This window comes from uncultured Roseovarius sp., assembly GCF_913057115.1.
Taxonomy (GTDB): Bacteria; Pseudomonadota; Alphaproteobacteria; order Rhodobacterales; family Rhodobacteraceae; genus Roseovarius.
Genome location: NZ_CAJXNN010000015.1, coordinates 1 through 19,936, shown reverse-complemented (window position 1 = coordinate 19,936; position 19,936 = coordinate 1). Strand labels below are relative to the sequence as shown.

Annotated in this window: 18 protein-coding genes; 8 read left to right on the top strand and 10 right to left on the bottom strand. The window is 61.4% G+C overall.

What is annotated here, in order from left to right; genetic code table 11:
• Nucleotides 1–3: 3 nt before the first annotated feature.
• On the top strand, nt 4–729 hold the full coding sequence (locus QZ498_RS08225; RefSeq protein ID WP_294621380.1) for a 2-dehydro-3-deoxygalactonokinase: 726 nt from the start codon (nt 4–6) through the stop codon (nt 727–729).
• Here QZ498_RS08225 and QZ498_RS08220 read toward each other — a convergent pair.
• The gene (locus tag QZ498_RS08220) at nt 726–1,727 is read right to left on the bottom strand and encodes a P1 family peptidase (RefSeq protein WP_294621379.1); all 1,002 of its coding nucleotides are present in this window, start codon (nt 1,725–1,727) and stop codon (nt 726–728) included. The two genes, QZ498_RS08225 and QZ498_RS08220, sit on opposite strands and share 4 nt — an antisense overlap.
• A gap of 155 nt (nt 1,728–1,882) precedes the next feature.
• Here QZ498_RS08220 and QZ498_RS08215 point away from each other — a divergent pair, with 155 nt between their 5' ends.
• The 3 genes from QZ498_RS08215 to QZ498_RS08205 all read left to right on the top strand — a co-directional run bounded on the left by QZ498_RS08215 (nt 1,883) and on the right by QZ498_RS08205 (nt 4,067).
• Entirely contained in the window at nt 1,883–3,091 is a 1,209-nt protein-coding gene (locus QZ498_RS08215; protein ID WP_294621378.1) for an aminopeptidase P family protein, read from the top strand.
• A gap of 122 nt (nt 3,092–3,213) precedes the next feature.
• Nucleotides 3,214–3,480: a hypothetical protein gene (locus tag QZ498_RS08210; protein ID WP_294621376.1), complete on the top strand. Its 267-nt coding sequence runs from the start codon at nt 3,214–3,216 to the stop codon at nt 3,478–3,480.
• An 11-nt stretch (nt 3,481–3,491) separates the two neighbouring features.
• The gene (locus QZ498_RS08205; RefSeq protein WP_294621375.1) at nt 3,492–4,067 is read left to right on the top strand and encodes a DUF1523 family protein; all 576 of its coding nucleotides are present in this window, start codon (nt 3,492–3,494) and stop codon (nt 4,065–4,067) included.
• A gap of 197 nt (nt 4,068–4,264) precedes the next feature.
• Here QZ498_RS08205 and QZ498_RS08200 read toward each other — a convergent pair whose 3' ends face one another.
• From QZ498_RS08200 to QZ498_RS08170, 7 genes are all read right to left on the bottom strand, one after another.
• A complete protein-coding gene (locus QZ498_RS08200; RefSeq protein ID WP_294621374.1) occupies nt 4,265–5,137 on the bottom strand; it encodes a DmsC/YnfH family molybdoenzyme membrane anchor subunit in 873 nt (290 codons plus the stop codon).
• Nucleotides 5,137–5,907 carry a 4Fe-4S dicluster domain-containing protein gene (locus QZ498_RS08195; protein ID WP_294621373.1) on the bottom strand — a complete coding sequence of 257 codons (771 nt, stop codon included), beginning with the start codon at nt 5,905–5,907 and terminating at the stop codon, nt 5,137–5,139. Before QZ498_RS08195 ends, QZ498_RS08200 begins: the two co-directional genes overlap by 1 nt.
• Nucleotides 5,904–6,053: a hypothetical protein gene (locus tag QZ498_RS08190; protein WP_294621372.1), complete on the bottom strand. Its 150-nt coding sequence runs from the start codon at nt 6,051–6,053 to the stop codon at nt 5,904–5,906. The genes QZ498_RS08195 and QZ498_RS08190 overlap by 4 nt, the downstream gene beginning before the upstream one ends.
• A complete protein-coding gene (locus tag QZ498_RS08185) occupies nt 6,050–8,878 on the bottom strand; it encodes a molybdopterin oxidoreductase family protein (RefSeq protein WP_294621370.1) in 2,829 nt (942 codons plus the stop codon). Before QZ498_RS08185 ends, QZ498_RS08190 begins: the two co-directional genes overlap by 4 nt.
• Nucleotides 8,879–9,008: 130 nt before the next feature.
• Complete coding sequence (locus tag QZ498_RS08180) at nt 9,009–10,175, bottom strand: acetate/propionate family kinase (protein ID WP_294621369.1); 1,167 nt, start codon at nt 10,173–10,175, stop codon at nt 9,009–9,011.
• 4 nt (nt 10,176–10,179) lie between these two features.
• Entirely contained in the window at nt 10,180–11,958 is a 1,779-nt protein-coding gene (gene xsc, locus QZ498_RS08175; RefSeq protein ID WP_294621368.1) for a sulfoacetaldehyde acetyltransferase, read from the bottom strand.
• A gap of 239 nt (nt 11,959–12,197) precedes the next feature.
• Nucleotides 12,198–13,667 carry a PLP-dependent aminotransferase family protein gene (locus tag QZ498_RS08170; RefSeq protein WP_294621367.1) on the bottom strand — a complete coding sequence of 490 codons (1,470 nt, stop codon included), beginning with the start codon at nt 13,665–13,667 and terminating at the stop codon, nt 12,198–12,200.
• A 223-nt stretch (nt 13,668–13,890) separates the two neighbouring features.
• Here QZ498_RS08170 and QZ498_RS08165 point away from each other — a divergent pair, with 223 nt between their 5' ends.
• A complete protein-coding gene (locus QZ498_RS08165) occupies nt 13,891–14,238 on the top strand; it encodes an antibiotic biosynthesis monooxygenase (protein ID WP_294621366.1) in 348 nt (115 codons plus the stop codon).
• A gap of 102 nt (nt 14,239–14,340) precedes the next feature.
• On the opposite strand, the gene QZ498_RS08160 is transcribed toward QZ498_RS08165, so the two are convergent.
• A complete protein-coding gene (locus QZ498_RS08160; RefSeq protein ID WP_294621365.1) occupies nt 14,341–14,922 on the bottom strand; it encodes a HupE/UreJ family protein in 582 nt (193 codons plus the stop codon).
• Nucleotides 14,923–15,072: 150 nt separating this feature from the next.
• A complete protein-coding gene (locus tag QZ498_RS08155) occupies nt 15,073–16,455 on the bottom strand; it encodes an aminotransferase class III-fold pyridoxal phosphate-dependent enzyme (RefSeq protein WP_294621363.1) in 1,383 nt (460 codons plus the stop codon).
• 395 nt (nt 16,456–16,850) lie between these two features.
• Here QZ498_RS08155 and QZ498_RS08150 point away from each other — a divergent pair, with 395 nt between their 5' ends.
• From QZ498_RS08150 to QZ498_RS08140, 3 genes are all read left to right on the top strand, one after another.
• A complete protein-coding gene (locus QZ498_RS08150; protein WP_294621362.1) occupies nt 16,851–17,849 on the top strand; it encodes an ABC transporter substrate-binding protein in 999 nt (332 codons plus the stop codon).
• Between the two features lie 82 nt (nt 17,850–17,931).
• Nucleotides 17,932–18,741, top strand: coding sequence for a taurine ABC transporter ATP-binding protein (locus QZ498_RS08145; protein WP_154151646.1), 810 nt, complete (start codon nt 17,932–17,934; stop codon nt 18,739–18,741).
• On the top strand, nt 18,738–19,936 hold a 1,199-nt coding region (locus QZ498_RS08140; RefSeq protein ID WP_294621361.1), incomplete at its 3' end, for an ABC transporter permease. The genes QZ498_RS08145 and QZ498_RS08140, both read left to right, overlap by 4 nt.

The following is a 19,936-nucleotide window of genomic DNA, read 5'->3' as shown; positions in this document are numbered from 1 at the left end:
GTTTTGGCAAGCGATTGGATTGCCATTGGCCGCCACGGCGGGTCGGGTGTTGTTGCCCATGCGATGCGCGGCGCGAGCTGGCTTTCGTCGGCGCAGGGGAGCGATGAGACCGGGGCCTTGGCAGCCTTGGGGCATGGTGAGGCCCGCTTGGTACGGATAGGGGATGGGGCGCCGGAAGCGGTGCCTGCGCCGGTTTTGCCGAAAAGCGGTGGAGGCTGTCCTGCGCTGACCCAGCAAACCCCGGCGGATGTGATCGGCGCTTGGGTGCGTATTTGGATCGCCGGGTTTCTGGCCAGCCGTGAGAATTGGGATGGGATCATCTGTGCCCAAGAGGGCGGGATCAGTCATTGGCTGCATGTCAGCGCCGATGAGGTGGTGAGTTGCCAGAGTTTTCTGACCCCACGCCTGAATGAGGCCTTGGGCGCGGCAGCCGCCCCCGACGAGGCCGCCCTTGCCGATAGCCTGAGCCGCCCGGAACGCCTTGCCGCGCATCTGCGTGCAGCGGAGGTGGCTGGCAATGCGACTGCGCTGACCGGGCATTTGATCGGCGCGGAATTGGCTGCCGCACGGCCTTATTGGTTGGGTCAGCAGGTGGCGGTGATTGGCGACAGGTTGGGGTATGCCGGTGCCTTGCAGGCGCAGGGCGTGCCGGTCGACGTCGTGGCCGCCGAGGATCTGGAGCCATTGGGCTTGCAAGCATTGGGCACGCGGTTGGGTTTGGCGGGCTAAGCCTTGTCGAACCTGTCGTGCCAGCAGGGAAGCGTATCGCCTTTGGCGGCAGTGGCGGCATAGACCCCCCGGGCAATCGCCCTTGCCATGCATGTGGCTGCCGCATGGCCCAGCATGAGCGTTTCCGCCAGAGGATCAGCCATCATCCGTGCGCCCGTTGCGGCAGCGAAGATCAAATCGCCGTCCATGGGCGTGTGCGAAGGCACCAAGGCGCGGGCATAGCCATCATGCGCGGCCGTGGCCATCCGCGTGCATTGCGGCTTTGTCAGGGCGGCGTCTGTGGCGACGATGCCGATGGTCGTGTTGGCGTGTTGGCTGAGCTTGGTGGGAGGGGTTGTGAGGTCGGGATACTGCGACGCCGGGCCAAAGCCGCCGAATTCCTGCTCGATCTCGAAGGGGGCGGCCCAGAAATGCGGGCTGTCCCCCACGGTGGCGGAGCCAAGCGCGTTGACGATGACAAGCGCACCGACTGTATGCCCCGTTGCAAGCACCACCGACGCAGAGCCGACGCCGCCTTTGAGGTTGGCCGTGGTGGCCCCGGTCCCTGCGCCATGGGTGCCGAGGGCGAATTTTCCCGATGCGGCACCGAGGGCCTTTCGCCCCAATCGCTTGTAGGGGTTATCGCTCCAACTCTTGTCGCCGCCATTCAGCAGGTCGAAGATGATCGCGCCCGGCACGATCGGCACGCGTTGGTCCCCCACGGCAAAGCCGCGCCCCATGGCGCGCAATCCGTCGGCCACGCCCGAGGCGGCATCAAGCCCAAAGGCCGAGCCGCCGGACAGCACGAGGGCATCCACCTGCTCGACCGTTTTGTCAGGCGCCAGAAGGTCAGTTTCGCGGGTACCCGGCGCGCCGCCCATGACATGCACCCCGCAGGTGAAGGGCGCGTCACCCAAAAGGACATTGACCCCGGTCTTGACGGACTCGTCCTGCGCTTGGCCGACCTTCAGGCCGGGAACATCGGTGATCAGGTTACGGGGGCCGGGTTTGGCGGTCATGGTCGTGAAATTTCCTATCCTTGGTGAGATTCATCTTGCCAGATTGCGCGCGATCGGCAAGGAAAGCCTATGGCCGGGCGATGGCGTCGCCCGCTTCGGGCCTTATTCCAAAACAGTCCTGAACGCCGGGACCTTTCTTTTGAAGGAGGGTCGTTATGACTGCACGTCCTGAAATGTATCGTTTCCACAATGGTGAAAAGGCCCCGCTGCCTTTTGCCGAGATCGAGTATGAAGCGCGCTTGAAAGCTCTGCGCGCCCGGATGGAAGAGGCCGGTGTGCAAGCGGCGGTTTTCACCTCGATGCACAACATCGCCTATTACAGCGGTTTCTTGTATTGCTCGTTCGGGCGGCCCTATGGGCTTGTCGTGACGGACAGCGAAAGCGTGACCATCAGTGCGGGCATTGACGCGGGCCAGCCGTGGCGCCGGTGCCATGGTGACAACATCACCTATACGGACTGGCAACGCGACAATTTCTGGCGCGCGATCCTGTCAGTGACGGGCGAGGGGCGCGTTGTGGGCTATGAGGGCGATCACCTGACCCTGCAACAGCGCGACAAGCTGGAGGATTTCCTGAAGCCGGTGACCATGGTCGATATCGCCCCCACCACCATGCGCCAGCGGATGCATAAATCGCCTGCCGAGCTTTTGTTGATCCGCGAAGGGGCGCGGGTGGCCGATGTGGGGGGCTATGCCATCCGCGAGGCCGTCAAGGAGGGCGCGCGCGAGATCGACGTGGCCATGGCAGGGCGCGATGCCATGGAGTTGGAGATTGCCAAATCCTTCCCCGATGCCGAATACCGCGACACATGGGTCTGGTTCCAATCGGGGCTGAACACCGATGGCGCGCATAACCCGGTAACAGCGCGGCAATTGCAGCGCGGTGATATCCTGAGCCTCAATACCTTCCCGATGATCTCGGGCTATTACACCGCTTTGGAACGCACCATGTTCGTGGGTGAGGTGGACGAGGCCAGCCTGAAGATCTGGGAGGCCAACGTGGCGGCGCATGAATACGGGATGAGCCTGCTCAACCCCGGGGCAAGCTGTGCCGAGGTGACCCAGAAGACCAACGATTTCTTTGCCGAGCGTGACCTGCTGCAATACCGGACCTTTGGCTATGGCCATTCCTTCGGAGTGCTGTCGCATTACTATGGCCGCGAGGCGGGGCTGGAACTGCGCGAGGATATCGACACGGTGCTGGAACCGGGCATGGTGATCTCGATGGAGCCGATGCTGACCATTGCCAATGACCAACCGGGTGCGGGCGGCTACCGCGAGCATGACATCCTGATCATCACCGAGGATGGCAACGAGAACATCACCGGCTACCCCTACGGGCCAGAGTTCAACGTGGTGGGGTAACCGCGATACGACAAGGACAGGCAAGGGCGGCGCGAGTGCCGCCCTTTTTCGCGTCGATCGTCATTGCCCTGTGATCTCCTGCGCCTTATGCAGAACGGGAACGCGGATGAAAGGCGAACGTCATGGTGGCATTCCTGCGATTGGTGGTCTTTGGCTTTCTGATCCTCACGGTGATCTATGTCATCGTCTTGGTCTGGTCGCGCGCGACGCAGCGCCGCAAGCTTGCGAAGGACTGGACCGAAAACGGCCAGCCGGGCGATAAGGAAACCTATATCGAGACCGGCATGGCGCAATACGAACAATCCTTGCGCCGCAAGCTTATACTGCTCATCTATGTGGTGCCGGTCGTTGTGGTCGGAACGATCATCTACGTGACCAATTTCATGTGAAAGGGCTTTTGATGGTTTATGTCAAATGGGTGTTCTGGGGGCTTTTCTGGCTCATCGTGGTTGGGTTCCTGCATTACTCCCTGCCGCAGCGCGATATCGTGCGGATCGTGAACACCTATGAAGAACGCCAAGATGTCACCGGCTGGACCAAGATGTTCTGGGCTGCCTCGGACCAATCACAGGAGCGCCTGCAAAGCTGGGATGTTCAGTTCATTCAAGCGATCGCCCCCGATGGTGATCCGATGGTCTATCGCAACGAGGATACCGGCTGGGGCTGGCCGCCTTACTTCAAGTTCGACACCGCCAACCTTTATACCGATGCCAGCGACTCGACCTCCACCAAGGACGCGCCGGAATGGTATGCCGTCACGCATTATGGGTGGCGAAATGAGTTCCTGTCGATCTTCCCCAATGCCGTGGGGATCAAGCGGGTGGCAGGACCGGATGTAACGCTCATCCCGTGGTTCAACATCATCGTTCTGACGATTCTCGCCGCTTTCGCATGGGGTATCTGGGCCCGTTGGCGGCGGTTTAGAAAGAACAAGATCGCCCCCAAGGTCGATGAATGGACCGACGGCTGGGAATAACGCTTTAGCCTCTTCTTCTGTTCTTAAATATCCCGGGCGTTTGGGGGCAGCGCCCCCAAGGCCTGCGTGGCCTGAACGCATTCAAAACTGTGCGCCTGCGGCGCGCCGTTAGGGGCTTCGCCCCAGTTTGAAAATCAGAAGATTTTCAAACTCCCCCAGGATATTTGCGGCCAGAAGAAGCGGCGGGTGCCTCTGTCTTAGCGTTTGCCGTAGTAGAGGCCCACAACATGTTCGGCTTCTGCGAAGAACAGCCAACGCGAGGCGGCGATGCCGGCCAGATGGCTGAGCACGGCGAGAAGTGCGAAGAGGTGACTGAAAGGCAGGGCAAGGAAGGCAAAGGGCAGGGCATAGCCAAGAACCAGCGCGATGAGGCGCAGTTTCATCGCATGCTTGCGGCCCACCACATGGACGAATTCGCGCAGCAGGTAGTTGGTGCCGGTGTGCGGCGGCTCGAAGGCGCGGACTTGGCCGGGTTTGCCAAGGCCTGTGGCTGTGGCAAGGTTGGTGCCGCTTTGCCCCAAGGCGTTATCGCCGCGTTGCCACCAGATCACCTGCACCACGGCAGCGAGGAGCAATAGCACCAGTGCCGCGGTGACTTCGCCCGAAAGGATCGCCCCGCCGGTGAGGGCGAGGGTCAGAAATAGAACCGGGGTCAACGGGGTTTTCCAGCGTGGCACGGTCTTCATCTGGGCGTAGATCATCGAGGTGGTAAAGACGGTCAGCAGCGAGAGCGCCGCGCCGATCCAGCCAAGCAGTGTCCAGCGTTCCCCCAAGAACACCAAACCCGCGCCGTAGAGGCCCATAACGACAAGCGCGGCGACACTGGTACAAGCCTCGCGGCTGAGCCAGCTGGAGCGCCATTGGGTGAAGGCCTTGATCGCCCGTTCGGGGTGTCCGAGGTGGAAGGTCGAAGCCAGAAGCCCGCCCACGGCCAGCGCATAGGCGATGGCGAAAAAGGCAAAGGCGGTCCAGCCGGTGACGGCGGGAAAGCCAAGACCAAGCCACGCCAGCAGGCCAAAACCCAGACCGGACAGCGTTGTGAAGATGATGACGGAGGGTGCGGGATGCATCAGAGCTTCTCCAATGTCTTGTCGAGCCAGCCAAGGAAGCCCTTGGGGCTGTCGGCGACGGGATTGAGATAGGGGGCCAGAACGTCGATCTCGCCATCCTCGGGGGCGGCTGTGCGGTCAAGTTCATCCTTGGGCCGGGGCGGCAGGTATTTGTTGACCGGCTTGGTGCCTTGTTCCGGCATCAGGTCCATGCCGCCGCGTTCGGCGACCAGTTGGCTGACCTCGCTGTCGGGGTCGCCCAGATCGCCGAAGTGGCGCGCGCCGGCAGGGCAGGTGCGTACGCAGGCAGGGACGCGGTCCACCTCCGGCAGGTTGTCGTTATAGATGCGGTCGACGCAGAGGGTGCATTTCTTCATCACGCCCTCGGCGGCATCCATTTCCCGCGCGCCATAGGGGCAGGCCCATGCGCAAAGCCCGCAGCCGATGCAGTCGGTTTCATTGACCAGAACGATGCCATCCTCGGTGCGCTTGTAGCTGGCCCCGGTGGGGCAGACGGTGACGCAAGGCGCGTCGTCGCAATGCAGGCAGGATTTGGGGAAATGGATGAGCTGCGCCGTGCCTTCCTCGGGCTGCACCTCGTAGGAGTGCACGCGGTTGAGGAAGGTGCCCGTTGGGTCGGCGCCATAGGGGTCTTGATCCGAGAGGGGCGCGCCGTAGTTTTCGGTGTTCCAGCCTTTGCAGGAGACCACGCAGGCGTGACAGCCGACGCAGGTATCAAGGTCGATCACCAGCCCCAGTTTACGGTCGGTTTTTTCGGGAAGCGTGGTCATGCGATGCGCTCCTCAATAATTTGCGGTCCGGTTGTGACCGATTGTGTCTTGGATTTGTCCCAGCTCATGATGAACCAGATGAAAGAGCCCAGCGTCAGGGCGACGAAGGCGAGGATGAGCAAGAGGGTCAGGGTTTTGCCGCTCATTTACCAACCTTCCATTCAAGGTTGGCGGGGCCTTGGCCCACCGGGGATTTGATCGGCTCAAAGCTGGGTTGAACCTCGGCGGGGGCGCCCGATTTTTCGATTTTCACCCGCAGGTCGAACCAAGCCGCCTGTCCCGTGACCGGGTCGGAATTGGCCCAGCGCAGGCCATCGCCCTTGGGCGGTTGCAGCTCATGGATAAGGTGGTTGAGCAGGAAGCCTTTGGTGGCTTCGGGCGCGTCCTTGTCGAGCGCCCAAGCGCCCTTGCGCTTGCCGATGGCGTTCCATGTCCAGACGGTGTTTTCGTTGAGCGCGGCCATGTGGGCCACGGGTACGGTGATTTCACCATGCGCCGAGGTCACGCGCGCCCAGTCGCCTTCGGCGAAGCCGTGCTTTTCCCAGAGTTTGGTCGGCAGGTAGAGCGGATTGTGCCCGTGGATTTGCCGCAGCCACGCGTTTTGAGTGCCCCATGAGTGGTACATGGCCATGGGCCGTTGCGTCAGCGCGTGGACGTTGAATTCGTCGGTGTCGACGCCGCTATCCTCGAATGGTGCGTACCAGATCGGCAGCGGGTCCAGCGTTTCCTTGATACGCTCGCGCAGGTGTTCGGGTGGCTGTCGGTCGCCATGGCCTTCGGCAGCCAGTTGGAAGCGGCGCAGGGGTTCGGCGTAGAGATCGAAGATGTAGTGTTGCGGGCTGTCGAAAAGCCCCAGCTCCACCGCCCAGTCCTGATAGGCCTTGTTCCACGGTTTGTAATAGCTGGCTTCCTCGGGGATGTGTTTGACCATGAAGCCACCGTTTTCGATGTAGTGGTCAAGCTGTGCCTCGTTCGGGCCGCCGCGCCCGTGCGTCAGGCCCTCTTCGCCCATGCGCCAGCCGGCCAGCGGGCCGATGCCCGGTTTGCGTTCGTGGTTGGTGATGTAATCGGCGTAATCGGCGTATTTTTGGCTGCCGTCGTCGTTGACGAAGCCTGGCAGGTTGAGGCGCGCGCCCAACTCGCACAGCACCGATTGGAAGCCGCGCACGTCGCGATCGGGTTCCACCACTGGCCAGCGGATGGCGTCGGCCGCCGCGTCCGCCTCGCAAATCGGGCGGTCCAGCAGCGAGATGCAATCGTGCCGTTCCAGATAGGTGGTATCGGGGAAAATCAGATCGGCATAGGCCACCATCTCCGAACTATAGGCATCGGAATAGATGATATGTGGGATCACGTAATCGCCGTTTTCATCTTTGTCGGTCAACATGTCGATCACGCCGCGCGTGTTCATGGTGGAGTTCCACGACATGTTGGCCATGTACATGAAAAGCGTGTCGATCTTGTAGGGGTCGCCCGCGTGGGCGTTGGAAATCACCATATGCATCAGGCCATGGGCCGACATGGGGTTTTCCCATGTGAAGGCCTTGTCGATGCGGGCGGGGCTGCCATCGTCCTTCAGCGCCAGATCGTCGGGGCCTTGGACAAAGCCGAGGTGCGGGCCATCGAGCGGCTTTCCCGGCGTTACGCCGCAATGCGGTTTGGGGTGGGCGCTGACTGGTTTGGGGTAGGGCGGTTTGAAGCGGAAACCGCCCGGTACTTCGACCGTGCCCAGCAGGATTTGCAGCAGGTGCAAGGAGCGGCAGGTTTGGAAGCCGTTGGAATGGGCGGAAATTCCGCGCATGGAATGGAAGCTGACCGGGCGGCCCGTCATGGTTTTGTGGGTCTCGCCGCGGAAATCCGTCCATTCATGGTCCAGCTCGAAGGCCTCGTCAAAGGCGACGCGGGCCAGTTCGGCGGCAATGGCGCGGATTTTTTCTGGCTTTATGCCGCAGTGTTCGGCCACGGCCTCGGGCGCGTATTGATCGTCTAGGTAACGCTCGGCAATCAGGTGCATCACCGGCTTATGGGTGATGCCGGCCTTGCGGTGACTGGCCGAAAGATCGGGCTGTACGCCGGGTTGATCGAAGGGGGTGAGCTTCCCGGTCTTGCGGTCGATGACCAGCGTCTTGCCGTTCTCGTCGCGCAGCAGCAGCCCGTGTTCGGGTGAATCCGGGTCCATGTTCACCAGGCAGGGCGCGTTGGTGAAACGCGCAAGGTAATCCAGATCAATCCGGCCCGCCTTGAGCAACTCATGGATCAGCGACAGGATGAAGAGGCCATCGGTGCCGGGTGTGATGCCGACCCAATCATCGGCCACGGCGTTATAGCCTGAGCGGATCGGGTTCACCCCGATGACCCGCGCGCCGCGTTCCTTGATCTTGCCGATGCCCATCTTGATGGGGTTGGAATCGTGGTCTTCGGCCACGCCGAAAATCATGAAGAGTTTCGTGTAATCCCAATCGGGCTGACCAAACTCCCAAAAGGCACCGCCCATGGTGTAGATACCCGCCGCCGCCATGTTGACCGAGCAAAAGCCGCCGTGGGCGGCATAGTTGGGGGTGCCGAAGTTTTGCGCCCAAAAGCTGGTGAAACTTTGTGATTGATCACGGCCGGTGAAGAAGGCCAGCTTTTCAGGGTTTTCCGCGCGGATCGGGGCCAGCCATTCGGTGGCGAGGCTGAGCGCCTCGTCCCACGAAATCTCCTCGAACTCGCCCGAGCCGCGGGGGCCGACACGTTTCAGGGGCGCGCGCAGGCGCGAGGGCGCGTTGTGCTGCATGATCCCGGCGCTGCCCTTGGCGCAAAGCACGCCCTTGTTCACCGGGTGGTCGCGGTTGCCTTCGATATAGGCGACCTTGCCATCCTTCATGTGCACGTTGATGCCGCAACGGCAGGCGCACATGTAGCAGGTGGTTTTCCTGACCTCGTCGGAAACTTTCGGCGAGGTGTCGATCCGTGGCTGGTGATGTGTCATTGCGCGGTCCCGTTTGATGCGTGGGTCACGGTAGGGCAGATTTTGCAGCCTCGCGACATATTTCTAAAACCTTCTGATTTGCCGAAAAATCGTCCCGGAAATCCTGAATGTCGGGGGTATGCGTTGTGAGTCATTCGGCCTCCGGTTTCAGAAGGCGGAGGGCGTCGGCGGCGATCATGCGTTCTTCTTCGGCGGGGATAATCCATGCGGAAATGGCGGAGTCCTGGGCATGAAGCCGCGGCTGATTGGCGTCGTTTGCGGTCACGTCCGGCGTCAGACCAAGCCATGCGAGGCCCGCCATGATCCGCGCCCGGATCGGGGCGGCGTTTTCGCCGATACCGCCGGTAAAGGCCAAGGCATCGCACCCACCCATGGCAGCGATCAAGGCCCCTGCGTGGCGCAGGGCGCTGTGGCAGAAGTGATCGACCGCGAAAGCGCAGTCCGGGTCGTCACTGGCCAATAGCGCGCGCATGTCCGAGGTGCCGCCCGAGAGGCCCGTCAGCCCGCTTTCGCGGTTGAGGAGTTTGGCTGTTGCTGCGATGCCGTCTTCCTCGGCCAAGCGCAGTACGGCATTGGCGTCAATATCGCCTGTGCGGGTGCCCATGGTCAGCCCCTCAATCGGCGAATAGCCCATGGTCGTGGCCACTGAACGGCCTTCGTGGATTGCACAAAGGGAGGCCCCGTTGCCAAGGTGGAAGGCCAAGACCCGGTCGGGCAGATCGCCCCCTGTGACCGAAGGCCAAAGCCGCACCAAGGAAGCGTAAGAGGTGCCGTGAAAGCCATAGCGGCGAATGCCACGCGCACTGATGCGCGGCGGCAGGGCATATAGCCGCTCAACCTCGGGCATGGTGGCGTGAAAGGCGGTGTCGAAGCTGGCGAATTGCGGCAGGTCCGGGGCCAGCCGGGCCAAGGTTTCCATGGCGGCGATGTTGTGCGGGTTATGCAGCGGGGCCAAGGGCACGCAGGCACGTATTTCGTTGAGAGTGTCGGGTGTGACGCGCGCGGGGGCGGTCAGATTGGTGCCGCCATGGACGACGCGATGCGCGGCGGCGGCGAACCGTTCGGGCGGCATATCCTTTGCGCGCAGCGCGTCAAGCACTGCTTCTAGGGATGTATCGTGATTGGCAAGGCTGACCTCGGTCTTGTCGTCGCCAACCTTGAGCGTGCCCGGCCCACCGACGCCATCGGCCATTCCGGACAGAACATCGTTCAGCTTGCTGTCGAAAACGGCAAACTTGATAGAGGAGGACCCGGCATTGAGAACCAGAATAAGATCTGTATCACCGGGCCCTGCCACTGTCTTACACCTGCTGCGGGGTCATGTCGCCGGCGTCGATGCCAGCCACAGCCACGGGTTTCTTCATCGCGTCGCGGCGGAAGGGTTCGCCCAGTTCCTGGTTGATCATCGCCTCGATCAGGGTGGTGGTGCCGTTTTCCATCTGATCCTTGATCGCTTGGTTCAGCGCGTCGGTCAGTTCGTCCATGGTGCGGGCCACCACGCCTTTCAGACCACAGGCCTTGGCGATACCGGCATAGCTGACGTCGTCGTCCAACTCGGTGCCGACAAAGTTATCGTCGAACCACAGGGTCGAGTTGCGCTTTTCCGCACCCCATTGGTAGTTGCGGAACACGATCTGCGTGACCGGGGGCCATTCGCTGCGGCCAATGGCGGTCAGTTCGTTGACCGCGATGCCAAAGGCCCCGTCACCGGCAAAGCCCACAACCGGCACATCCGGGCAGCCGATCTTGGCGCCGACGATGGCGGGAAGGCCATAACCGCAAGGCCCGAACAGGCCCGGCGCAAGGTATTTGCGGCCTTCCTCGAACGCCGGATAAGCGTTACCGATGGCACAGTTGTTGCCGATGTCCGAGCTGATGATCGCCTCGCGCGGCAGGGCGCTTTGGATGGCGCGCCATGCCATGCGGGGGCTCATCCACTCGGGCTTGTCGGCGCGGGCGCGTTCGTTCCAGGTGGTGCCGGGATCATCTTCTTCGTGGTCCATCGACGACAGTTGTTGCGCCCAGCGGGATTTGGTTTCGGCGATTTTCGCCTTGCGGGCCTCGCGGCCTTCGTCACCGGCGGTATCAGAAAGCTGGTTCAGGATACCCGTTGCCACTTTGGCCGCATCACCGACGATACCGACGGTGACCTTCTTGGTCAGGCCGATCCGGTCGGGGTTGATGTCGACCTGAATGATCTTGGCGTCTGCGGGCCAGTATTCCATGCCGTAGCCCGGCAAGGTCGAGAACGGGTTAAGCCGGGTGCCGAGGCAAAGCACAACATCGGCCTCCTTGATCAGTTCCATCCCGGCCTTGGAGCCGTTGTAGCCCAGCGGCCCGGCGAACAGGGGGTGCGAACCGGGGAAGGCATCGTTGTGCTGGTAGCCCACGCAAACAGGGGCATCCAGACGCTCGGCCAAGGCTTGGCTGGCTGCGATGCCGCCCTTGGACAGGACCACGCCCGCGCCATTGAGAATGACCGGGTTCTTGGCTTCGGACATGATGCGCGCAGCCTCGGCGACCGAGTTTTCACCGCCAGAAGAGCGCTCGAATTCCAAGGCTTGCGGAATCTCCACGTCGATCACTTGCGTCCAGTAATCGCGCGGCAGGTTGATTTGCGCAGGGGCCGAAAGCTGTTTCGCCTTGGAGATCACGCGCGCCAGAACCTCGGCCACGCGGGATGGGTCGCGCACTTCTTCCTGATAGGCGACCATATCTTCAAAGAGCTTCATCTGCTCGACTTCCTGGAAGCCACCCTGACCGATGGTCTTGTTGGCGGCTTGTGGGGTGACCAGAAGAAGCGGGGTGTGGTTCCAATAGGCGGTTTTGACCGCAGTCACGAAGTTGGTGATGCCGGGCCCGTTTTGGGCGATCATCATCGACATCTTGCCGGTGGCGCGGGTGTAGCCATCGGCCATCATGCCGGCGCTGCCTTCGTGGGCGCAATCCCAGAAGGTGATCCCGGCCTTTGGAAACAGGTCGGAGATCGGCATCATGGCCGACCCGATGATCCCGAAGGCATGTTCGATCCCATGGCGTTGAAGGGTTTTAACGAAGGCTTCTTCGGTGGTCATCTTCATGTCTGGCACTCCCAAGAGAAAAAAGGCCGGAGGTCCGGCGAGTCTGGCGAAAGGTATGCCGCGCCGCATCCGCGCAGTAGGGCCAGATACTATAGCATGATATATCCAGTGTAAAATATTAATGAGACTCAAGGTCTCAATTGTAAGTCATTATTGGGAAAATTTGGCGGCCCTCAAGAGATTCTTAAAAAGACTCTTCTGGAAATTCAGGGCTTTGCAGAGCCATCCCGGAAGGCGGGCTATCTTGTTAACTTTGCCAGTTCGTCGGCCAGAATCGCGATCCCGTCCGGGATGCGCTCGGACGGGATCGAGGAATAGGCCAGCCGGTAAAAGTTGCGCGGCGCACCAGGGCCGCGAAAGAAGGTGCGCCCGGGTTCTATCAGCACACTGCGCGCGCGCAGGATATGGTCCAACTCCTCGGTATCCACGCCCTCGGGGGCGCGCATCCAGATGGACGAGCCGCCAAAGACGCCGCGCCCCTCGACGCCAAGGCCATGATCCGCCAGCGCTTTCTCCATCACTTTGCGGCGGCGGGCAAAGACCTGCCCCATCCGCCGTATCAGGCTGTCGTAATGGCCGAGGCTGAGGAAATAAGCCGCGGTGCGCTGTATATGCCCCGGCGGGTGGCGCAGCACAGAGGCTCGCAAGGCCCGGCATTCGCGGATAAACTGTTTTGATCCAACAAGATAGCCAAGTCGCAGGCCGGGGAAGATCGACTTGGAGAAGCTGCCGACATAGATCACCCGGCCATCGGTATCGAGCGATTTGAGAGCCGGTGAGGGGCTGCGAAGGAAAGAAATCTCGAATTCGTAGTCGTCCTCGACAATCAGCGCGTCCATCTTGCGCGCCTTTTCCAACAGCGCCTTGCGCCGCTCAAGCGGCATGGTGGCATTGGTGGGCGATTGGTGGCTGGGCGTGGTGAAAATCACATCGGCATGATTGGGCAGCGCATCGGGGGGCAGGCCGTTGGTATCCACCTCAACGGGGGAGAGATAGCAGCGCGATTGCGTGAGGATGTCGCGAAGGGCGTGGTAGCAGGGTTCCTCGATGGCGGCGGTGCGCCGCTGGGTCAGCAAAACCTGCGCCGTGAGCCACAGGGCGTTCTGGGCGCCCATGGTGACGAGGATCTCGTCGGGTTGGGCAAGGATGCCGCGCCGGGGCAGGGTATGACGGGCGATGAACTCGATCAGTTTGGGGTCGTCTTGGTCGAAGTAATCGGTGGTGAGCGCGGAAAAGTCTTTTTGCCCAAGGGCTTGCAATGCGCAGTGCCGCCAGTTGGCGTGATCGAACAGTGTGGGGTCGGTTTGGCCATAGATAAAGGGATAACGGTAGCTTGACCAATCGAGCGGTTTGGTAGGGGTACGCCCGCCGGTAAAGCGGCGGCCAAGCGCGCGGGACCAGTCGATATTGTCGCCGCTGCTGGTGGGGTTGGGGGTGAACTGCGGAGGTTCTGGCGCGTTTTCAGATACATAATAGCCTGAGCGGTCGCGCGATTCGAGGTAATCGTTGGCCAAAAGCTCGGTGTAGGCGAGGGTCACGGTGATACGGCTGACTCCGAGATGTTGGGCTAACTTACGGGAACTAGGGAGTTTTTCGCCCTTTCGGAAGCGCCCCGACAGGATGCCTTGGGCGATCATCTGTTGGATGCGGGCCTGTAGCGTGCCCTCATCATCGGGGTTGAGAAAGAAGGTTTCGACCGAGATTGCCATAGAGGTGACGTTAGATTGGACTTATCGCGCTGGCAATCTGGTATGGTGTGAGTTTTGTACGAGTCGTACGTTTTGTACGTGAGTTTCGTACAAAAATCGGGGGGTGCGTGAGGCGGAACGTACGTTTCGTACAAAACCCGGGTCATGGTGGTGCGGAACAGGGTTTGCACAGAAGGTTGTAATCCGGTTGTCTGGGGTCAAGTCGATGACATAGGAGGTAAAAATGATCGCGGTCATTTTTGAAGTGACCCCCGGTGAGGGGCAGAAGGCGGATTACCTTGAGATGGCCGCCAAGATGCGGCCCTTGGCGGAAGGCGTGGAGGGGTTCATCAGCGTGGAGCGGTTCCAGAGCCTGACCAACCCCGAGAAGCTGTTATCGCTGAGCTTTTGGGAGGATGAAGCTGCGGTCGAGCGTTGGCGCACCTTGGAGGCGCACCGGGGGGCGCAAAAGGCCGGGCGTGAGAGGATGTTCGACGATTATCGCCTGCGGGTGGTCAGCGTGATCCGGGATTACGGGATGCACGAGCGGGATGAGGCCCCTGCGGATAGTAAAGCGGCACATGGGCAGTGAGGGTACCGAAATCTTTAAAAGATTTCGGTCCGATTTCTTTTGAAGAAATCGGTGCCGCTTAGAGAAAACCCCGGCACGATGCGCCGGGGTTTTCTGTGATGATTAGCCAAAGGCGATGGCGGCCCCGGCGAGGGCGGTGGCCCCACCCATGAGGCGCAGGACGAGGCCGGAGCCTGCCTGAAGGGCGCGGGCAAAGATCAGCGCGATCAGAAGGCCCATGGCGTGCAGCGCGGCGGTGGCCATGGCAAAGCCCGCGCCGAATGTCAGCGCTTGTGCGCCGCCCAGTTCTCCGCCGTGAGCGTGGCCATGGAAGAGCGCGAAGCCGGCGACCAGTGCCATGGCCCAAGGAGCGGCGGGGCGCAGGGCCATGGCGACGACAAGGCCCAGCACGATGATCGACACAAGGATTGCCGGTTCGACCATGGGGAGCGGCAGGCCTGCCAATGCCAGTGCGAACCCGGCCAGCATGGCGAGGACAAAGGCGCTGGGCACTTGCCAGAGCGCCCGCCCGCCGATTTGCGCGGCCCAAAGGCCAACGGCAATCATGGCCAGAACGTGATCAAGGCCGAAAAGCGGGTGGGTGACCCCGGCAAGGAATGAGCCGTATTCGCCGGGCGGCAGGTGGGCGGCGGCGGGGGTGGCGGCAAGGATGGCCATTGTGGCGAGTGCGGGGGTCTTTTTCATGTGGTCCTCAATTTGGTCTGCCGACGCCTCGGGGTGAGTCACGTCTTGGGTCAGATGGCCTGCTTTGGGCCGAGGATGCAACCACGCAGGTAAAAAACCCCGGCGCGGCGCGCCGGGGAGTAGGGAAGAAGCTAATCTTTGGGAGTGTGATCAGCCGAAGACCTTGGTCAGGGCCTTGTCCGTGGCCTCGACGATCTGGTCGATGTCGTTCTTGGTCGAGATCAGCGCGGGCGAGTAACACAGCGTGTTGTTGAACCCGGGGATCGACCGGTTGGTGACGCCGATGATCACGCCTTGGGCATTGCAGTCACCAACCACGGCCTGTGCCAGTTTCTCGGCCACGGGTTCGCGGCTGTCGCGGTCGGCGACCAGTTCGGCCCCAAGGAAAAGGCCCTTGCCGCGCACCTCGCCGATCACGGCGTGCTTGTCTTGCAGGGCGCGCAACTGGTCGAGCATGTAATCGCCCATTTGCGTGGTGTTTTCCAGCAGGCCTTCCTCTTCGATGATGGCCATGTTTTCCAGCGCGGCAGCGGGGCCAGCGGTGCAGCCGCCGAAGGTGGAAATGTCGCGGAAGTAGTCCATGGGATCGTCGGGCGATTCCTTGAACATGTCGAAGACCTTTTCATTGGTCACACAGCAGGCAATCGCGGCGTAACCCGAGGCGACGCCCTTGGCCATGGTCACGAAATCAGGCTCAATCCCGTAGTGCTGATAGCCGAACCATGTGCCGGTGCGGCCGACGCCGCAAACCACTTCGTCGATATGCAGCAGTATGTCGTACTTGCGGCAAATCTCCTGCACGCGGGGCCAGTAGCCCGGCGGCGGGGTGATGACGCCGCCCCCGGCGGTGACGGGTTCAAGGCAGAGCGCGCCGACGGTGTCGGGGCCTTCGGCAAGGATCACCTCTTCGATGGCGTTGGCGGCGGCGACGCCGTATTCCTCGCCCGACAGGTCCCACTGCGCGCGGTATTCAAGACAATGCGGCACGCGCACGAAACCGGGCGCGAAGGGGCCGTATTGGGCGTTGCGCTCATCCTGACCGCCCGCCGACATGGTGGCGAGGGTGGAGCCGTGGTAATCGCGGTCGCGGTAGAGGATCTTGTATTTCTTGCCGCCGTAGCGCTTGTGCGCGATCTGGCGGACCATCTTGAAGGCTTTCTCGTTCGCCTCGGAGCCGGAGTTGGTGTAGTAAACTCGGCTCATCCCCGGCATCTTCTCGATCAGACGCTCGGAAAACAGCGCGCCGGGAATGGAGCCGGTGGTGCCAGCGAAATAATTGAGCTTGATCAATTGGTCGCGCACGGCGTTGGCAATGCGTTCACGGCCATAGCCGACGTTTACCGTCCATACCCCGCCCGAGACCGCATCAAGGTGTTCCTTGCCATGCTGATCCCAGACCCGCATGCCCTTGCCTTCCACGATGATACGCGGTGCGCCGGTTTCAAACGGCTTGTGCTGGATCAGGTGGTGCCAGACGTGGGCGCGGTCGGCATCGACGACCTTTTCGATATCGTTCTTCAGGGTGCCATCCATGGTGGGTCTCCATCTGTTGGGCCCGGGTTTCGCATGCCGGGTGGCGGGCCTTGGCCCGGTGCTGTCTGACTGGCATATCAGCCCGGAATCCCAAGAATCCGATAGGGCCAAAACTTACCTTTGTTTAAGGCCAGAGCGGCACCGCGACTCGCCCGTGTATTTATATTGTAGCAAATCGTGCCGTTTTCCTTTGCGATTTCCCGAAATTTGCCTTCACGAAGCGCGAAATACCTGGAGCAGACCGATAAAAGCATTGATCGGAATCGCGAATTGGTCTCGGATACACCTGCACCGGACCGCTGCGCCAAACCCAAGGGGATGGCCAGCTGTCTGCGCATCTATAACAACAGGGTCTGCAAAGGCCCGGTCCAAGAACCAACGGGAGAACCAAGATTATGACGCTGAAAACCAAACTGATATCGGCTGCGGCCGGCGCGGCCATGCTGGGTGGCGCCAGCGCCGCCAGCGCCGAAGAGATCACCGTGGGCTACTTCCTTGAGTGGCCGATGCCGTTCCAGTACGCCAAGGTCGAAGGCATGTATGACGAGGCGCTGGGCATGACCGTGAACTGGCGCGCCTTCGACACCGGTACGGCGATGAGCGCGGCCATGGCCTCGGGCGATGTGCAGCTGTCGGTCAGCCAAGGGGTTCCGCCCTTCGTGGTGGCCACAAGCGCGGGGCAGGATTTGCAGATCGTCGACGTTGCGGTGAGCTATTCGGAAAACGACAACTGTGTCGCCGCCGAGGCGCTTGAGATCGACAAGACCAACGCCAAGGAACTTGAAGGCAAGAAGGCCGCCGTGCCGCTGGGCACCGCCGCGCACTATGGTTTCCTCAAGCAGATGAACCACTTTGGCGTCGATATTTCGACCATGGATGTGGTCAACATGGCGCCGCCTGAGGGCGCTGCCGCCATCGCACAAGGCGCGATTGACCTGTTCTGCGGCTGGGGTGGCAGCCTGCGTCGTGCGAAAGAGCACGGCAATGTCCTGCTGACCGGCGCTGAGAAGGAAGAACTGGGTATTCTGGTGTTTGACGTGACCAGTGGCCCTGCCGATTACATCGCCGAAAACGGCGACGTGGTCGCCAAGTTCCTGAAAGTCACCGCAGATGCCAACGCGATGTGGGCCGATGACGCCAACCGCGACAAGATGCTGCCCGTCATCGCCAAGGACAGCGGTATGGATGTCGAGGCCACAGCAGCCACCATCGACACCTTCGTTTTCCCGCCGGTTGATGAGCAGTTGACCGAGAAGTGGCTTGGTGGCGGTGCACAGGAATTCATGAAAGGCGTTGCCGACGTCTTTGTGGAAGCCGGCAGCATCGACGCCGCGCTGGACACTTACGAGAACAACGTGAACACCGGGCCGCTTGAGCAAGCCCACGGGATGTAATCCCCGCTGTCACGCGGCGCGGGCCTGATCCTTTGGCCCGCGCCACACTCAAAAATTTCAAAAATCAACAACGGGGGCGGGGATGTCGACGCTATCCATCGAAAATATATCGATGCGCTTTGACCTGCCGAATGGCGGGCATGTGCAAGCCTTGAAAGACGTCAGTCTTGAGATCAAGACAGGCGAATTGATGAGTGTGCTGGGGCCTTCGGGCTGTGGCAAGACCACGCTTTTGAATATCGTCGCGGGGTTTTTGGCCCCGACCGAAGGCAAGATCATGCTGAACGATCATCTGGTCACCGGGCCGGACGCCGAGCGCGGCATGGTGTTTCAGCAAGGCGCGCTCTTCGAGTGGATGAGCGTGCGCGACAACGTGAGTTTCGGGCCGCGCATGGCTGGCAAGCGTGAAAAGGAATGGGCCGGAACGGTCGACCATTTGCTCGATGTGGTGGGCCTTCAGGACTTCAAGGAAAAGGCGGTTTATGAATTGTCGGGCGGGATGCAGCAGCGTGTCGCCTTGGCCCGCTGCCTTGCCAATGATCCCGACGTGATCTTGATGGACGAGCCATTGGGCGCTTTGGACGCGCTGACCCGTGAAAAGATGCAAGGTTTGGTTCTGAAGCTGTGGAAAGAAACCGGCAAGACGATCATCCTGATCACCCACTCGGTCGAAGAGGCGCTTTTGCTGGGGGAACGCTTGTTGGTCATGGCCCCGCGCCCGGGGCGCATTCACAAGGAATATCGCCTGCCCTTCGCCGATGATGGCGTGGGCAAGGACCTTCGTGAGGTCAAGAAGAACCCCGAGTTCGGCCAGAAGCGCGAGGAAATCCTGTCGATGATCTGGGACATGGAAGAAGAGATCATGGGCCGCACCGAGGAGGCTTCGGCATGACCATTCTGATTATCTACATCGTGATCTTTACGGCGGCGTTTTTCGTGGTGCGCATGGGCGTGAGCAAATTCCGCCAGATGCAGGATTTCACCTCGCTCAAGACGGTGACATTTGGCGATGAAAGCGCGGTAAGGCCGGATCGCTGGGCCAGCGTGATATCGGTGATCACGATTTTCCTTCTCTGGGGGGCGTTCACCGGGTCGAAATGGGTGCCAATCCATGCGCCCGGACCCTTCGTGGGCGAGACCCAGTTCACCTACACGCTTGAGGCCCCGGACGGTGCCCGCGATGACGCCACAGTTTTCGCCCGTGTCTTCAAGGTGGGTGAGGACGCCGATGTGCCCGAGGTCGACCCCGGTGAAGGCTTTGCCAAAGACGACGCCATCAAGGTGGGCGCGTGGCGGTCCGAGCTTTTGTTGATGGACAAGAACGACGAGGTGAAGCGCAAGGAAGGGGCCAAGATCGTCGCGATTGATGGCCAGCCGGTGAGCGCCGGAGAAAGCGTCCGCGTTGCCGATGGCACGGTTGCGCTCACCTCCAAAGGCTCGATCAACTTCAGCCCCGCCAAGGGCATGCAGATGGAACCCATCTGGCTACCCTCGCCCGAGGCGGTGGTCGCGCGCGTGGGCGAGATCGCCAGCGAGGGCTATCAGAACTTCACCCTCTGGCAGCACCTTTTCTGGTCGCTCTTCCGGGTGATCGTAGGCTTTATTATCGGCGCCGCGGTGGGCATTCCGTTGGGCTATGCCATGGGCCTTTCCGATTGGTTCCGCGGCTGGTTTGACCCGATCGTGGAATTCATGCGCCCGGTGCCGCCCTTGGCGCTGATCCCGCTGGTCATCATCTGGGCCGGTATTGGTGAAACCGGCAAGATCATCCTGCTGTTCCTGGCCGCGCTCTGGATCATGACGATTTCGGCCCGTGCCGGGGTGTCGGGCGTGGCGATTTCCAAGGTGCATGCGGCCTATTCGCTGGGGGCCAGCAAGTGGCAGCTGATGCGCCATGTGATCGTGCCGAATTCCCTGCCCGAGATCTTCACCGGCGCGCGTGTGGCCATGGGGGTCTGTTGGGGCACGGTGGTTGCCGCCGAACTTGTCGCCGCCGAAAAGGGCGCGGGCATGATGGTGATGGTCGCCAGCCGCTTCCAGAACACCGATATCGTGATCATGGGGATCATCCTGATCGGGATCATCGG

Excerpts from the sequence above, each read along its gene's own strand:
- QZ498_RS08160 (WP_294621365.1), bottom strand. The coding sequence starts at position 14,922 with ATGAAAAAGACCCCCGCACTCGCCACAATGGCCATCCTTGCCGCCACC.
- QZ498_RS08215 (WP_294621378.1), top strand. The coding sequence starts at position 1,883 with ATGACTGCACGTCCTGAAATGTATCGTTTCCACAATGGTGAAAAGGCC.
- QZ498_RS08165 (WP_294621366.1), top strand. The coding sequence starts at position 13,891 with ATGATCGCGGTCATTTTTGAAGTGACCCCCGGTGAGGGGCAGAAGGCG.
- QZ498_RS08190 (WP_294621372.1), bottom strand. The coding sequence starts at position 6,053 with ATGAGCGGCAAAACCCTGACCCTCTTGCTCATCCTCGCCTTCGTCGCC.
- QZ498_RS08150 (WP_294621362.1), top strand. The coding sequence starts at position 16,851 with ATGACGCTGAAAACCAAACTGATATCGGCTGCGGCCGGCGCGGCCATG.
- QZ498_RS08220 (WP_294621379.1), bottom strand. The coding sequence starts at position 1,727 with ATGACCGCCAAACCCGGCCCCCGTAACCTGATCACCGATGTTCCCGGC.
- QZ498_RS08145 (WP_154151646.1), top strand. The coding sequence starts at position 17,932 with ATGTCGACGCTATCCATCGAAAATATATCGATGCGCTTTGACCTGCCG.
- QZ498_RS08200 (WP_294621374.1), bottom strand. The coding sequence starts at position 5,137 with ATGCATCCCGCACCCTCCGTCATCATCTTCACAACGCTGTCCGGTCTG.
- QZ498_RS08170 (WP_294621367.1), bottom strand. The coding sequence starts at position 13,667 with ATGGCAATCTCGGTCGAAACCTTCTTTCTCAACCCCGATGATGAGGGC.
- QZ498_RS08195 (WP_294621373.1), bottom strand. The coding sequence starts at position 5,907 with ATGACCACGCTTCCCGAAAAAACCGACCGTAAACTGGGGCTGGTGATC.
- xsc (WP_294621368.1), bottom strand. The coding sequence starts at position 11,958 with ATGAAGATGACCACCGAAGAAGCCTTCGTTAAAACCCTTCAACGCCAT.
- QZ498_RS08210 (WP_294621376.1), top strand. The coding sequence starts at position 3,214 with ATGGTGGCATTCCTGCGATTGGTGGTCTTTGGCTTTCTGATCCTCACG.
- QZ498_RS08185 (WP_294621370.1), bottom strand. The coding sequence starts at position 8,878 with ATGACACATCACCAGCCACGGATCGACACCTCGCCGAAAGTTTCCGAC.
- QZ498_RS08155 (WP_294621363.1), bottom strand. The coding sequence starts at position 16,455 with ATGGATGGCACCCTGAAGAACGATATCGAAAAGGTCGTCGATGCCGAC.
- QZ498_RS08205 (WP_294621375.1), top strand. The coding sequence starts at position 3,492 with ATGGTTTATGTCAAATGGGTGTTCTGGGGGCTTTTCTGGCTCATCGTG.